This is a genomic window from Paenibacillus lutrae (assembly GCF_009757775.1).
Taxonomy (GTDB): Bacteria; Bacillota; Bacilli; order Paenibacillales; family NBRC-103111; genus Paenibacillus_F; species Paenibacillus_F lutrae.
On the sequence record NZ_RHLK01000001.1, the window covers coordinates 483534 to 498613 of the forward strand.

The 15080-nt window shown below is 46.2% G+C and carries 14 protein-coding genes and 1 pseudogene; all 15 read right to left on the reverse strand.

From position 1 onward, the window contains the following. Positions 1–61: 61 nt before the first annotated feature. Positions 62–1744, reverse strand: coding sequence for a DUF6138 family protein (locus EDM21_RS01855; protein WP_157332366.1), 1683 nt, complete (start codon positions 1742–1744; stop codon positions 62–64). Between the two features lie 293 nt (positions 1745–2037). Continuing rightward, positions 2038–2211: a KGG domain-containing protein gene (locus EDM21_RS01860; protein WP_157332369.1), complete on the reverse strand. Its 174-nt coding sequence runs from the start codon at positions 2209–2211 to the stop codon at positions 2038–2040. Positions 2212–2441: 230 nt separating this feature from the next. Then, on the reverse strand, positions 2442–3203 hold the full coding sequence (locus EDM21_RS01865; protein WP_157332371.1) for an SDR family oxidoreductase: 762 nt from the start codon (positions 3201–3203) through the stop codon (positions 2442–2444). An 87-nt stretch (positions 3204–3290) separates the two neighbouring features. After that, a complete protein-coding gene (locus EDM21_RS01870; RefSeq protein WP_157332373.1) occupies positions 3291–4442 on the reverse strand; it encodes a cytochrome P450 in 1152 nt (383 codons plus the stop codon). 143 nt (positions 4443–4585) lie between these two features. Then, positions 4586–5461: a TetR/AcrR family transcriptional regulator gene (locus EDM21_RS01875; RefSeq protein WP_157332375.1), complete on the reverse strand. Its 876-nt coding sequence runs from the start codon at positions 5459–5461 to the stop codon at positions 4586–4588. 102 nt (positions 5462–5563) lie between these two features. Further along, positions 5564–7063, reverse strand: coding sequence for a malate:quinone oxidoreductase (locus EDM21_RS01880; protein ID WP_157332633.1), 1500 nt, complete (start codon positions 7061–7063; stop codon positions 5564–5566). A gap of 419 nt (positions 7064–7482) precedes the next feature. After that, positions 7483–8736, reverse strand: coding sequence for a collagen-like domain-containing protein (locus tag EDM21_RS01885; RefSeq protein WP_461824327.1), 1254 nt, complete (start codon positions 8734–8736; stop codon positions 7483–7485). A gap of 519 nt (positions 8737–9255) precedes the next feature. Continuing rightward, the gene (locus EDM21_RS01890) at positions 9256–9741 is read right to left on the reverse strand and encodes a GNAT family N-acetyltransferase (protein ID WP_157332379.1); all 486 of its coding nucleotides are present in this window, start codon (positions 9739–9741) and stop codon (positions 9256–9258) included. Between the two features lie 536 nt (positions 9742–10277). Further along, positions 10278–10787, reverse strand: coding sequence for an SRPBCC family protein (locus EDM21_RS01895; RefSeq protein ID WP_157332381.1), 510 nt, complete (start codon positions 10785–10787; stop codon positions 10278–10280). A 21-nt stretch (positions 10788–10808) separates the two neighbouring features. Then, on the reverse strand, positions 10809–11156 hold the full coding sequence (locus tag EDM21_RS01900) for an ArsR/SmtB family transcription factor (protein ID WP_157332635.1): 348 nt from the start codon (positions 11154–11156) through the stop codon (positions 10809–10811). A gap of 239 nt (positions 11157–11395) precedes the next feature. Beyond that, positions 11396–12418, reverse strand: coding sequence for a serine hydrolase domain-containing protein (locus EDM21_RS01905; RefSeq protein ID WP_157332383.1), 1023 nt, complete (start codon positions 12416–12418; stop codon positions 11396–11398). 58 nt (positions 12419–12476) lie between these two features. Beyond that, complete coding sequence (locus tag EDM21_RS01910; protein WP_157332385.1) at positions 12477–13307, reverse strand: MerR family transcriptional regulator; 831 nt, start codon at positions 13305–13307, stop codon at positions 12477–12479. A gap of 127 nt (positions 13308–13434) precedes the next feature. After that, complete coding sequence (locus EDM21_RS01915) at positions 13435–14205, reverse strand: carbon-nitrogen hydrolase family protein (RefSeq protein WP_157332388.1); 771 nt, start codon at positions 14203–14205, stop codon at positions 13435–13437. A 350-nt stretch (positions 14206–14555) separates the two neighbouring features. Further along, complete coding sequence (locus EDM21_RS25325) at positions 14556–14765, reverse strand: SMI1/KNR4 family protein (protein ID WP_338043905.1); 210 nt, start codon at positions 14763–14765, stop codon at positions 14556–14558. A 14-nt stretch (positions 14766–14779) separates the two neighbouring features. Further along, positions 14780–14953: pseudogene (locus EDM21_RS01925) on the reverse strand (ankyrin repeat domain-containing protein); the annotation flags it as partial. Positions 14954–15080: the final 127 nt, after the last annotated feature.

Here is a 15080-nt window from a genome sequence, read left to right on the forward strand (position 1 = left end):
ATACTTTACGGTTTTCACGGTTTTCTGCCGTTCTTTACAGCCACCCATTTCCAAAGAGCGGTTATCCTCGCTGCTGCCCGCGCCCGGTAAGACGTACCAGCTCCAAAAGCCACTGCCCACGCTCTCCTTCGGCCTTGGCCGCAATTTTCTTCAGCTTGTCCGTTCCGCCCCAGATCAAATAAACCATATGCTCCACCTTATAATAGGGAAGGTCCCGAGCCTGGTCGAGCAGCAATCGCAGATGCTTCTCTTCTTCCATATCTGCTCTGATCTTCAGCTTCACCGAATCTGTGCTGCGGAGCATGCACTTCACCAGCGTCGAAATCGTCTCTGCGTTAACCCCATGAAGGTCGGCCAATGCGGCTGTGAAGCAGTTCTGAACAGACTGGTGCTCTTCGTCAACCATCTCCATATATTCTTCTACCAGCGGAAAATAGGCCCGATTCGCCAATCCGAGGCCGAAGACTGCATAACTGCCCGGCATGCAGTTCTTCTCCCCTTCCGTATCCGCATACCATTCGAAAGGTTCCATCGCCGCTCGCGCGTATTCCTCCAACAAGGGATGCAAATGCGGATATTCCAGAGCTTGAGCGAAAAATCGGTGTGTTCCTGATTTGGCCAGCCCTTTAATGGGCAGCCATTGTTTGACGCTTGATTTCAGCTTGATTTGATAGCTTTTGGGGAAACCGAGAGTTAACAAGTGAATCAGAAACCGGAGCGCACGACCGTAGCTCTCTTCCGTTTCCTGCTTGATCGTCAGGGTCACCACGGCAAACACATCGTTGGCTGTACCTTCCGCCAGCTCATCACGAAAACTAATATCCTCCTCGGCAAACGCACCGCTGCCCTCCTTCATCATCCGTTTGGCTTTGTCACTTCCTAGCTCAATAGCGCATTTCAACATATCCAGCCCCGTGCTTCTGCTGTAAGAAGGCATGTATTTCAGAATGGAGATTGCGGCATAGAGGAGAAGTTCGATCGGTCCCTCCTCCGTATTTTCCAGCCGGGCACCGTTTTTTTTCTGATAGTTTCTCTGGAATGTTGTCCCTTCATTATCAAAATAACGGGGCAGCCACTGATCCTCCACCCAACTCCGTAAAGCGATAGTCAGATAATTCCTGTGTTCTGCAACATGTTTGTTCCCTTTGTTAACTTGTTGAATGTTCTCGAAAAGGGAAATAATCCGGCCGGCAGCCAAGTCTGGAAACAGATGCTCGTCTAACAGATGCCGGGAGAGGAAGAACGTCTCCAGCGGTTTGGTCGGATAGTTTCCCGGTTCGAGTTTTTTCTCGATATAAAAGAAGATTCGTTCCCTTAATTGTTTCTTCTTCGTCTCGTCGACGTATTCGAGAATACGAATGCAGAGTTCGCCTTCCCGAGTCCGGAACTTCCCATTCAAAGTGAACCGATAATCGATTAACGCTGACGGCAGAGCCTCAAGTGTAATCTTCATATAAGAAGCAAGCTCAGGGACAATCCGCTCTCGCACTTGTTCTTCGGACAGCATTTCTGCATACCCACCGCGGCTGGTCGAGGTACCCGGCATGGTAAAGTCGAGATCATTATCCGTCATGTTCACCTGGCCGTTAACATATTCAAGCAGAGCGTAATCATGAATTCCTATCTGAAGCGGAGTCCGCTTCACGATCTGTTCCGCGTCCTTCTCTCTAATTGAAGCTGTCCATTTATCGATTTGCCGTTTCATGTCGTCCAAAACCGTTTCCAGGTTGAATACTATGTCCATCTAATCTAATACTCCTTTATATTACGCTTTAGATTGATTTTCGATTTGTGTATCACCTTAATTAAGGATATTAACTTATATTACCACAGGATCACATTACGAGGATGATAGACTATGATGAACAATCAGCAAATCCATTAGGAGAACCGTTCATACAGAAAAAGGACCTGCTTGCACAACTTTAATGTGCTTGCAGATCCTTTTCCTATAATAAGATTAATTTCCCGGGGTCGGCATTGAGAATCCCTATATGCAGGCTCTCAATGAAACACGGAGGCAGTTGATTAACGGAATTAGTTTTGGCCGCCTTTGCGACCCGCTTCTTCGCGGCTCATTTTACCATCGCTGTCGCCGCGTGATTCTCCGCCCTTGCTTCCAATTTCCTGATAGAACTCTTTATCGTGAGTTCTTGCAGTTTCTTCTCCGCCTTTGCGTCCTGCTTCTTCTCGTGACATTTTGTCAGCCATGTTGATCCACTCCTTAAGCGTTTTTATTAGGCAAGTTCATACTAACTTAACTGCCTACGCCTATTACTTACCCGCTTGATAACATATGAAACAAGCCGGCTTGTTCCATAGTCGTGTATGAATCCATTTCCACAAAATGTTCTACAGTATCCTTTCCCACTGTAAATCTATCAAAAAAGCTGTAAGCAGCCAGGCTGCTTACAGCTTATAGTCCTATTTTGTTTACCGGTTTAGAAGCCTGCCGTCCATCCGCCGTCCGCGGCGATTATGGCGCCATTTACGAAGCTCGATTCATCGGATGCGAGGAATAAGGCTACTTGTGCGATTTCTTCTGCTTGTCCTACGCGTGGGATAACCCCTTGAGTAACCTTCGTTCTAGAAGCGCCGAACTCGCTTACATTGCTGATCGTTGAAGCGATATTCGTCATCGTAGCTCCAGGTGCGATCGCATTACAGCGAATGCCTTTTTGCGCGAACATAAAAGCCGTGTTTTTAGTTAAGCCGATAACGGCGTGCTTGGAGGCCGTATAAGCGGCGCCCGCATGCGCGCCGCTGAAACCGCCTGTAGAAGCCGTGTTGATGATCACGCCCTTCCCTTTCTCAAGGAAGATCGGAATCGACTTGCGGATCGCGCGCATGACACTTTTGGTATTGACGTCGAAAATAAGATCCCATCTCTCGTCGTTCACGTCACCGGCTGCCGCCATATTATCCATAATGCCGGCGTTGTTTACCAATATATCGAGCGTTCCGTATTCATTAACCGCTGTATCGATCATCCTGATGATATCATTTTGATCCGCAACGTTGGTTTTAACTGCGACGGCTTCACCGCCGTTAGCTTTAATAGCGGCTGCTACCGCTTCCGCGCCTTCAATATTCAAATCGGAGACCACGACTTTAGCTCCTTCTTTCGCATACAATTCGGCAATGGCTTTGTCCATGCCCGATGCAGCGCCGGTAACGACTGCTACTTTATTTTCCAATCTCATAGGATTCCCTCCAAAAAAGTTATTCATCGTGTTCATATGAATGATAGAAAAGTTGATGCGGAATTGAACAATTCCATATGCCCTGATTTATGATGAACCTACCAGCCTCAAGGAAAGAGACGTTAAAGATTGGCCGGGAGCCGAAGCTGCGAGATTACGCTCCAAGTCAAAGGAATCAACGGGCTCAATACAAGGGAATTTCTCCAAGAACGCCGTCAAGACAATGTTCAGTTCCATTCTGGCAAGTGGAGCACCCAGGCAGAAATGCGGCCCGTTGCCAAAGGTTAGGTGCTTCTTGTTATTACGGCGCTGAACATTTAGTTCGAACGGCTTCTCAAACACCTGTTCATCCAGATTAGCCGCACTCATCCACGCGATAACCAGATCTCCTTTTTTTAATTCAACGCCCAGGAGATTGTTATCCTGCTTTACCGTCCGGTGACGCTTGGAGATATGAAACCGGTAACGAAGCATTTCCTCTACGGCATTAGGAACTAGATCCAAGTTATTTCTTAGCTGCGGGTACAACATCTCGTCATCGTACAGCAAAGAATAGAAGATGCTAGATACCATGTGACTTGTGGTTTCGATTCCAGCCCCAAGCAGCAGCATGGTAGTTCTGACAACCTCATCGTCAGTAAATCGTTCACCTTCAACCTCCACATTCAATAAATCCGTAATAATATCCTCCCCCGGGTTAGAACGTTTATGTACGACAATCGGGTACAGGAATTCATAATATTCCTTAGCGGCTATCCGCTTTCTCTCTTCGCTCTCTATCTGCTTCTCTTTACTGACGGGCTGGAACAAGATATCGACCCAGTTTTTGAAACGGTGGCTTTCCTCCAAAGTTATGCCCAGCAAATCAGCCATAACCATCGAAGGCAATGGTCCCGACAGTGACTCTACGATATCGACAGTCGTATCAGGCTGCATCTCTGCTAGCAATAGATGGACAATATTTCGTATACGCGGCTCCCAATCTTTCAAACTGCGAGGTGTAAAAGCGGCAGCTAACAAAGAACGGTTTTTCTGGTGTTTGGGAGGATCAATGCTTGAAAGATTGATTTTGTCCGGAACCGTCCCTTCTTTATTAGATGCCCCAACAACCAGCGTTGTCCTCTTACCTTCCGCTGAGAAGTACTCTTGATTACTGATTACCTGCTTAACATCGTCATATCGGAAAACATTCCACGTATCGGTACCTTCATGATAATAAACAGGGTTGTTGCTCAGCATCCGTTTATACCAATCGAGCGGGAAAAACTCTTCATGCCATCGATAACTCCCCTACTCCATTTTATACGACTCGTCTAAATTATCCTATGCATCATTAGTCCAAATAAAAAAGTCCCCAAATATAGGGACTAAGATTTATACGATTAGTTTATTTGTTCCAAATACCATTCCATCTGGTTTTGAATTCTCCTCGCTTCCGGATAAAAAACGTTCGTTTCGAACTCTCTTTGAAAAGCTTGTAAAACGACTTGCAGCAAGGTACGGTTCGTCTCATCCTGCTGAAGCAAAAAAAGAAGCCCGCGGGTTAGCTCTTTTGTCGTTGCCGGCTCTCTCGACTGTTGAACCATTCGGTCAAAGGCTTGAAGATCCGTTATAAGGGTATTTTTATCCGTTAGATGATGGACCTCTTGGGAACTAATCTGTGAAAGGCTGTGTGAGTCAAAGATATGCTCATGTCTTGCTTGCATGGATCTAAGCAAAATATCCGTATAAACTAATACTTTCGGCACAAGTTCTTTCCATAGCGGCTCGTTAAGACGATAAATCCGATATGTATTTGCGATTTGATAAAGCATGCCGTAACAAAGAATGGCCCCCTCATAGGCATAAGGTCTAATCTCCTCTCCGTACAAATGAACGAGTCGTTCAGACAGCCATTTGAGCTGCATGCCAGCCAGTTCAGCCGAGTCAAACTCACCCGAGTATAAGCCTATCCAGAATAAGACTTGGATGCGCTGCTTCTCAGGCAGAGTCATTGGTACGGCAAGTTGGTCTACCAGCAAATCGAATTCGGAGGCATAGCTTTGGGTTTCAAGATTTTTGCGGATCTGGACATCTTCTTGCATACGTTGTTCCATAATCGCCAGAATACAATCGTCCTTAGAACTAAAGAATTTATAAAAGGTTCCTTTTGACACCCCCGACAAATCCAAAATCATTTGAATCGTCGTATGGGCGAATCCATGTTCTTCGAACAACGCGAGTGCCGCGTCTAATAACAACTGTCTCTTTTTAACCATGAAATCCCCCTCAAATCCCGCTAATAAGGCGATACAAAAAAGAACTCTCCAGAGATGGAGGGTTCTTTGTACATATGAAAAGTGCTGCTTGCATTATAAATATTAACTGTAGGCCAGTTCTTTTTCTCTTAGAGCAAGCGACTCTGCAGTTAAAGAATGAATCTCTTGCAGAAGCTCCGGATTTTCCAGCAGGGATAAGCCATAAGAAGGAATCATTTCTTTAATTTTAGATTCCCACTCATTCATATGCTGCGGGAAACATTTGTTCATTACCTGAAGCATAACATGAACAGCGGTAGAAGCACCTGGAGAAGCACCTAATAACGCTGCAATTGAGCCATCCGCGGCAGTAATAACTTCCGTTCCGAATTGAAGGGTACCTTTGCCGCCAGCTACCGTATCTTTGATAACTTGCACACGCTGGCCCGCTACGACTAAATCCCAATCCTCGATTTTGGCGTTCGGGATAAACTCTCGTAACTCTTCCATACGCTTTTCTTTCGATAACATAACTTGCTCGATCAGGTATTTGGTCAATGACATGTTCTTAGCCCCTGCCGACAACATCGTTACGAGATTATCCGGTTTTACGGAAGTTACGAGATCAAACATAGAACCGGTTTTTAAAAACTTCGGAGAGAAACCTGCAAAAGGTCCGAAAAGCAACGATTTTTTATTGTCAATAAATCGGGTATCAAGATGCGGAACAGACATCGGAGGAGCTCCAAGCTTAGCTTTGCCATATACTTTGGCATGGTGCTGGGCTATAACATCCGGATTCTTACATACCATAAATATGCCGCTTACCGGGAAACCTCCAATATGTTTACCTTCAGGAATGCCGGATTTTTGCAGCAAGTGCAGGCTTCCTCCACCGCCACCGATAAAGACGAATTTTGCATGATGGCGTTCAACGGTACCGCGGTCGTTCCGTACTTTCAATTCCCACGATCCATCGCTGGCACGTTTAATGTTATCAACGCTATGCTTATATTTCATATTGACGTTTTTACTCTTCAAGTGGTCGAACAAGATGCGCGTTAAAGCGCCAAAGTTTACATCCGTACCAGAGTCAATCTTCGTTGCCGCTATAGGCTCGTTTGATGGACGATCTTGTATAATAAGCGGAATCCATTCCATCAGTTTGGCAGGATCGTCCGAAAATTCCATGCCCTGAAACAACGGGTTATTGGACATCGCTTCAAAACGTTTCTTTAAAAACGCTACATTCTGTTCCCCTTGCACCATACTCATATGAGGCAGTGGCATGATAAAGTCCTGCGGATTACGTATCAACTTGTTGTTTACAAGATAAGACCAAAACTGCATAGAAACTTGAAACTGCTCATTAATCTCGATAGCTTTACTAATATCTATAGAACCGTCTGGTTTTTGGGCTGTGTAATTAAGCTCGCACAATGCCGCATGTCCTGTTCCTGCATTATTCCATTCGTTTGAGCTTTCATCACCGGCATTTTCAAGCTTCTCGAACACGGTAATTTCCCATTCCGGTACTAATTCTTTCAGAAGTGTCCCTAGGGTCGCACTCATGATTCCGGCACCAATTAAGATGACGTCTGTTTTCGTTTCTCCGCTACTCATTTTTACCATCCCTATACCGTAAAATTTGCAGAAAGGATGCAGGCGCTTCTGCATAGGCATAACACTTGGCCCAGGCGCGACCTTACACACACCTTTTCTGTTTGAATTACAACTCAGTCGTTACTTAAATTATAGCTAATCTCTTAGTTTTTTGCTATTGATTTTGATGAATACCTCTTTTTTCTTCTATTTCCGTCATCTGATGTAACCAGGTTCTGACACGTCTCGCGTCGATAGCTACATTTCTTTGATCATATTTTCATATTCTAATTTACCACTATTTGTAACGGAATTACATGTTCGCTTACCCTTTTGTAAAAATTTTCTTCGAGCAGCACCTCGATGGACATCTTCGAACTAAATTTAAAACGATATAAACATTAAAGCGGCCAATCTTAAAAGTTTGGTCGCTTATTGGATTAAGGCAGTATTAATGCTCCGGTAAAAGTGATGGCTCCGACAGCATTCGCTGCTCCTGAAAGGGTCAAAGCAGCTAACGAATACGTAACATTGCCGGTTCCGGGAGTTAAATCAACATGGTTGATGCTCGTTGACCCAAACTGGTTATTGCCATCCCCGTCTTCATTGATACTGAAGATAATCGTTGCGCCTCGAAGAATCTGTAATTGAACTAAAGTATTGCCAGACGTGTCTTGCCAACCAACAATTCCGGTTAACCAGATTCGGCTTCCAGCTGTGACCCCGGTTAAAGTGATCGTTTTTAGAGTGGTGACGACAGCACCTATGGGAATTGCGGAACTTCCCGATGTGTTTGTTGTATTCTCGGACACCTGAAATTGTTGGAAAATACCGGTTGCTCCTGTGGGACCGGTTGCGCCTGTCGGACCGTTTGCTCCTGTCGGTCCTGTCGGACCCGTTGTGCCTGTCAGACCGGTCGCACCTGTGGGACCCGTCGCCCCTGTCGCACCGGTTGCTCCTGTTGCGCCGGTTGCACCTGTGGGACCGGTCGCACCGGTCACACCCGTTGGCCCTGTTGCGCCTGTCAGACCTGTCGCACCTGTCGCACCGGTTGCACCTGTCGCTCCCGTTGGGCCGGTAGCACCTGTCAGACCGGTAGCGCCTGTCGCACCCGTCGCACCGGTCGCCCCTGTAGAGCCGGTTACTCCTGTTGGCCCAGTCACTCCCGTCGGTCCTGTTACGCCCGTTGCACCAGTTTCACCGGTTGCTCCTGTCAGACCCGTCGCTCCTGTTGATCCGGTTGCACCTGTCGGTCCTATCGCTCCCGTGGGACCGGTTGCACCCGTTGGTCCGGTTTCACCTGTCGGTCCGGTAGCGCCTGTCGCGCCTGTTGCGCCGGTTGCACCTGTGGGACCCGTCGCTCCCGTCGTCCCTGTTACGCCCGTTGCCCCAGTTTCACCGGTCGGTCCTGTCGTTCCCGTGGGACCGGTTGCTCCTGTCAGACCGGTCGTACCGGTTGCACCTGTAGAGCCGGTTGCACCTGTTGGCCCAGTCACTCCCGTTGGGCCGGTTACTCCTGTGACACCTGTCGCACCCGTCGCACCCGTCGTCCCTCTTGCTCCCATCAGGCCCATTGCGCCCGTCGGTCCTGTTGCTCCTCTTGGGCCCATTGCTCCTGTCGCCCCAGTCGGGCCCTTGTACTCCCTACCTGCCTTTGAGTGTTCGATCTGATTCATACATTTTAGTATCTGGATAAGATTTAGTAAGGAATGGGACACTTTTTTCTCTGCACATTTTATTTCATTCCGTTTTGCGTAAGTTTTAGCTATAAATAATTTCCTTATTACCGCATTTATTTTCCTTACATACTTTTCCGTAATCTCAGATCCACTCAGTCCCTTCCCCCTGCAATGAGGCGGATTCCACTCCCTGCTTCTATTGCTGCAAGCGTCCTTACGGCTAAGAGAAATAAGACTACCAATTATTTTATTCTCTGCACGCTCAAACTCTCCGCGGATTAAGAAAGATCTTGCGTTCCGTAATTTCCGAATAGCGGAGTTAACGGCACGAATACGATACCACCGGCTCATCCTCCATCTCTCCCTATTTGTTCTGACGATGAACCCAAACAGTACTATGCTCCTGCCACATTCTACGCAAATGATCCGTAAAACTACACGGCATTCACCTATCAGAACGAAACAATCACCACAGCAAATAGCCATGACCCTGAATAAAAGACAACTCTGCTGTAGTTGAACTCTTATCCGGGATCAGCGTAATTTTTTTACAAAAAATAAATTCAAGTCGTCATCTACCGTTACTTTCTGCCCATATGAAAGATACTCGCCGTTTTTATAGATTCCTTTTCCGTCGGGGATATAGCCGCGATTTGCGTATAAAATTTGGGCTTCGCCGTAATCACGGAATAAACCCACACCAAGTCCGGCTGCGTCAAATCTTTCACGAATCATTTCCTCACATGTATTCATTAGCATTGTACCTATCCCGCGACGGCGATACTTTATCAACACGTTAAAATCTTGAATTTCGGGTATATGATGTTTTTTAAAATAAGGATAATCTGACTGCCAAACTATATTTGCATAGCCCGCGAAATCACCTTCAACTTCAGCAATTAAAGTCACTTGTTTCCCGTTAATTTGCTCTTCTAAGTAACGAGTGTATTGATCGGATGACTTATCCCAGCCTTGTTCACGAAAGGCTTCGGAAATTCGTTCCGGATCACTCTCTTTCATAATACGAACCGTAGATTTAATCCTAAAGCACCTCGTTTCAATAATTTCCAGTTACCTGGAGAATAGCAACACAGGCTCTTGCCACACATTAGAAGAGGATATATCCTCTGTCCAGAGCAAAAGACAAAACATATATCCTTAAATTATAAAACGTAGTCTACGGATTGCATATCCTTCCTTCCGCTATCGCGCCGCTGTACCCGGAAGTTCCGGCTTCTTCCTCTTCGTCCTCCGGAGGTTGCGATAAAAGAAGCTATGATCGCCCGAATGAGCAGCAGCGAAGAACAATTAAGCTGCCCGCGAACTGCTATCTGCAAAAAAAGGGGCTGTCTCAAAAGGGTAAACCTGAGTGAGACAACCCCATAACATGTGTAAAAGAACCTTCAAAACCACTATAAAAGTGGATCTGAAGGTTCTTTTTTAAACAAATATCACGTGAAAAGTGGGGACTGAATTTTTTGAAATGACTTTTGGGACAGCCCCTTCGTCTCATTCATGTTGTTAAGCAAGGCCGGCCAAATGTCTGACCGTCTGCCTCACTGAACTGATTCCAAGTGTTCGCCCAGACGATCCCATGTCTCGGTGATGCCCTGCAGCATGCCCATATCCAGCACCTGCTTCAAGCTTTCAGCTTCTGCATACTCAGAGACGTTGATAACTTTAGTACCGCCTTCGACCTCTAGGAACGTCAGGGTGCAGATCGTAGCCGGCATCGTTTCCGCAATATTGCCGTCCGCATCGGAGAAGTAGTCCGTATAAACAATCTTCTCCGGTGCCTGGATCTCGCTGTATACCCCTTTGCCCCACGATTCCATGCCGTAGAAGTCTCCTTGAGACTTGGCCTCGCATTTCATGCAATAATGCCAAACGCCGCCGACACGAAAATCAACATGGCATACCGGCATGCTCCAGCCTCTGGGACCCCACCAATGCTTCAAATGCTCGGCCTGTGTGAAAGCTTGGAACACGAGTTCGCGGGGCGCTTTGAATATCCGCTCCAGTGTCAGGGTCTTGTCTTCTACCTTAGAAATGATTGGATTAGTCATGAACATTCCTCCTAATGGGGTTTAATACGGTCCGTCTTGCGATTCTTCCCCGGTGCGCGGGTCCTGCAGCTTCTGTAAATAGTCGTCCAGACGATCAAATCGTTCCTCCCAGATGACGCGAAAGGTCTTCAGCCATTGGTCCAACTCTTGAAAAGGAGCCGGCTGCAGACTGTAAATCCGACGATTCGCATCCACCTGTGCCTTAACTAGGCCCGACTCGCTCAAAACACGCAAATGTTTGGATGCCTGAGGCTGACGCATTTCCAGCAGCTCCGCAATTTCCCCCACCGTGAGCGGACGCTTGCGCAGCAACTCCACGATTCTCAACCGGTTCGGCTCTGCAAGAGCATTCATGACGCGCGTATCCATCGTCACCATCCATTCTCCTGCCGATCTTGCAGGTGTCCGGCATCGTTGTCCGGGATACTACTTTCTGCTGAAATCAATATACCACAATAGGAATATTCCTGTAAAGGAATATTGTATCGCACCAGTTTCACGTCTTCAGCATGAACCCCACGAAGAAACGTACAACTAATCGTAAAAGTAAGAAGATAGAAACCTGTCCTTATTCTACACTCATCTTGCCAGACTTGATGGCGATAAATTTAGTCCACTATTGCCGGGATAATACATTCCTTAATCAGTGTCCATCTATCACGAGGATTCATAATAAATCCGGATGCAATGGCTACGACGAGATCTTGATTCGGAATACAACAAATCACATGACCCCCATCCCCCATTGCCGAGTATGCAGAAACACCGTCCTCTTCATGCAGCCACCATAGATAACCGTAATGGTTGGCATTCATTGCCGTTGATTCATCAATCCATGACTCCGGTATAATCGGTTGATGATCCCAAATGCCACGGTTCAGATACAGTAAACCGAAACGCGCCATGTCACGAGGAGTTAGCGTAAGTCCCCATCCTCCTGTGGAGTGATTGTCCGGGTCCTTAACCCATCCCTTCACATTGTTCCCGAATAAATCTTCAAACCCGAATGATTCCATTGCATAGTCCGGGATTTCTTGCATCCCGATAGGTTTAAATAAGCGTTCGCCCGCAAACTCACGCGCACTTTTACCGGTGCTGCGAGTAAGGATCGCTGAAAGAAGATGTGCTCCTGCGGTAGAGTACTTAAAAGTCCCGATCTTTCCTCCTTGGCCGAGCATATCTAGCGTATACTTGACCCAGTCTGGCTGCATGCACATCTTGTCCAGCGGTTCGTGCCAGTCTTCGAATGGATAGGGAGCCGTCATGGTGAGAAGATGGCGTATGGTGATTTCATGTTTCTGGCTGTCAGCAGCATCCGGAACATACTCGGGGAAAAAATCCAGCACCTTCTGGGCTGCATCCTTGATATATCCCGCTTCTATCGCAATACCAATGAGAGCAGATAGTATACTTTTCGTTACAGATGCTACATGATGTGCATCGTCCGGGCCATAGCCATTGAAATATTTTTCATAAGCGATAATTCCTTTTCTCACCACAACGATACTATTTATATTGCTGTACTCGGATTGTATAATTGGTTCAAGTTCTGCAAGTTTCTCAGAGTCCATTCCCAAGGTTACCGGGTCAGCGGTTTGCCACTGCTTAGTTGGCCAGTCGTTTTTGAACATACTACTTACCTCCTAAAAGAGTTTTTGGGCTGTTTCAGCGAACGTTAATAAAACCATGTCAGATGTGCTGCTTTATCCTCACAGGAAAGTACACTTCGGTAACCATTTCCTCGGCAACGGCAGGACTCGGGGCTGTCAGATATACTTCATAAGGGGATTTCACCAATTCATAACCTTCATTCTCTACCCATTCCCTGAGTTTGGCATATATCGATGTCAGTTCGGAATAGGGACCTGTTATTGAAGACTTCGCACATAGCCCTCCAGGCCATTCTCTCGTTCCCTCTACCGTCTCTTTGATCGGGATAGCAAACTCTGTATCATTGCCTGCCGGATTGTATTCAGGACTGTGATAAATGGTCATGGGCGTACCAAGCACGGTAAGCTTTTCAGTAGCAATCCTTTCATATAATCTGCTGAAATGCTCTCCATATCCCCTGGCATAATCATCACTGCTCATCATTTGACGGATAGAGAGGATTTTCATCGGCTCGGTTGTAACAAGCTGTACTTCTATATGATCCAGATAGGACATAATCGATATGTCCTTTTCTAACTTCAAAATATCCATACTCATTTGATTCAGCGTAAATTCAAAAGCCTTTAATTGAGTCTGTATTTCCTTTCTTTTACGGTTAAGGGCAGAATAAAGCTTTTCCTCCGATTGATCATCCTCCAATTCCAGCATCGCTTTGATTTCTTCCAGAGAAAAATAATAAGATTTCAGACGATTAATAAACAACATCCTTGTGAGCTGCCCGATGGAATAATACCGATAACCGTTTTCAGGATTAATTTCATCCGGATGAAGTAATCCGATTTCAGCATAATATCGAAGCGTTTTTGTAGAAACTCCGCATATTTTTGAGAATTCTCCAATCGACAGCAAGCGGTTACCTCCCTTCTTTTATGCGGATTGATTACATTAGCTATTGAAGCTTGGTTCCATTTCACTGTACGGCTTACCCTAAGGGCAAAGTCAACTCATTGAATTAACCATTTCATACTTTTATCGATCAGATTGGGATTTGAACATACAGCACACCCTCCATCCATTCTCCTGATTCAGCCGTACATTCCCCTCGCGGATTAAAAAGATAACCCCCGCCCGGAAAGTCTTCATCGATCGTACTCCCTGCTTGTGTGGAAACACCAATATATAAGGACTCTTCGGCTGCATATCTCCCTAACTTCTCCATGCAATTACTTCTCCACCAGTTGAAACCAGATAACCAATTCCGGCTTTCCTGTTCCCCATATAATCCTGGAGCCGCGCTTTCAAGTACGATAGAGGCACCTTGGTCAGCATATTCATTAAATATGTTGGGGTCATCTATGTCTGCACACACAGATAAACCGACTGTGACTCCGAGTACTGAGAATACCGGCTGTTGATCACCGGGAGCAAACCAGTCCGCTTCTTCATCTTTAATCGTTATCTTCCGATAGAAACCAAGCAGTTTCCCGTTATGAGCAATAAATTGATTAATAAAGGGCTTGCCCATCGGGTTATGCTCCACAAATCCCGCAACGACACACATAGAGTACAGTTCGCTGTATTTAACGACTTGATGGATCGCTCTGTGATCAAGAGTAAGCACCGCTTGTGGAAGTTGAAAGGGATTAATGTAACCCGTGATGTTCATTTCGGGAAAACAGACGATATCCACTCCTTGCTCTTGACCTGCTACGATGTACTCCTCCATTAAATGGAGATTCCGGTCGATCTCGCCTTTCTCACAGTTCATTTGTACCAAAGCTATTTTAATATGGTTCTTCTCTTTCATTAACATCACCGCCTATTTCATTGATAAGGTAGGGTCTGTAAGGACAAGTTTCTTCCGCTTCCCATATTTGCGTTACTAGGAGATTGTCATGGTGAGCATGAAGCAACTTATTGCCAGACGGGACAAGGAACCGCTTATTGAAATAAATCTGACCTTGGCAGCTGTTACGGGTAAACAAAATCTGCATAAGGCTATCCAGCCCTGCTTAACACTTAAATCCCGCTGTTATTTATGATAGGGTTCACCCTTGCGGGTCTGTCGGCGAAAAGTCTGCCGCGGCGTTATACCGCCAGCCTTCCTGGCTTATTACCGGAACCTCCGCGAGCAGATGGACTGCCGAGCTGGACTACTCACCATTCACAAAAATTTTCCTCGATCAGCACCTCGAATGAATCGGCTATTAACTTGATCTCCCCGGTATCGTGATAACAGATGAATACCATTCCTGACTGATTGATAATAATCGGATCGCCGGACCCATCCATAGAAATGACGTAACTGGTTTGTAAAACCTCTGCGAAGGGATGATCCTTGAATTGCTCTCGGAACCCCAGCGTCAAGTCGACAACCGTTTCAAGTTGACGCCGTGCTCTACCAGCAGCTTTACAACATCCGTTTGCTGCGATATCAGCGCCAGATCGAGCGGACTTAAGGTGGTATACTTGCTAAGTCTGATGCCCTCTTCCATATCCCAGCCAGCTTCAATTGCAGCCTGCAAAACTGGAATATTTACTTTGTAAATGTGCATCGCGATTTCCGGCAGATCCTCGAATTTCCCTAGACCTTTTAAATTTATCGTCCATTAACTACTCCCACTCAAAGTCTTATGTAAAAGTATCATCCTTATGAGGAGCTGCTCCAATCCCGTCAAATGA

Excerpts from the sequence above, each read along its gene's own strand:
- EDM21_RS01855 (WP_157332366.1), bottom strand. The coding sequence starts at position 1,744 with ATGGACATAGTATTCAACCTGGAAACGGTTTTGGACGACATGAAACGG.
- EDM21_RS01860 (WP_157332369.1), bottom strand. The coding sequence starts at position 2,211 with ATGGCTGACAAAATGTCACGAGAAGAAGCAGGACGCAAAGGCGGAGAA.
- EDM21_RS01865 (WP_157332371.1), bottom strand. The coding sequence starts at position 3,203 with ATGAGATTGGAAAATAAAGTAGCAGTCGTTACCGGCGCTGCATCGGGC.
- EDM21_RS01870 (WP_157332373.1), bottom strand. The coding sequence starts at position 4,442 with ATGCTGAGCAACAACCCTGTTTATTATCATGAAGGTACCGATACGTGG.
- EDM21_RS01875 (WP_157332375.1), bottom strand. The coding sequence starts at position 5,461 with ATGGTTAAAAAGAGACAGTTGTTATTAGACGCGGCACTCGCGTTGTTC.
- EDM21_RS01880 (WP_157332633.1), bottom strand. The coding sequence starts at position 7,063 with ATGAGTAGCGGAGAAACGAAAACAGACGTCATCTTAATTGGTGCCGGA.
- EDM21_RS01890 (WP_157332379.1), bottom strand. The coding sequence starts at position 9,741 with ATGAAAGAGAGTGATCCGGAACGAATTTCCGAAGCCTTTCGTGAACAA.
- EDM21_RS01895 (WP_157332381.1), bottom strand. The coding sequence starts at position 10,787 with ATGACTAATCCAATCATTTCTAAGGTAGAAGACAAGACCCTGACACTG.
- EDM21_RS01900 (WP_157332635.1), bottom strand. The coding sequence starts at position 11,156 with ATGGATACGCGCGTCATGAATGCTCTTGCAGAGCCGAACCGGTTGAGA.
- EDM21_RS01905 (WP_157332383.1), bottom strand. The coding sequence starts at position 12,418 with ATGTTCAAAAACGACTGGCCAACTAAGCAGTGGCAAACCGCTGACCCG.
- EDM21_RS01915 (WP_157332388.1), bottom strand. The coding sequence starts at position 14,205 with ATGAAAGAGAAGAACCATATTAAAATAGCTTTGGTACAAATGAACTGT.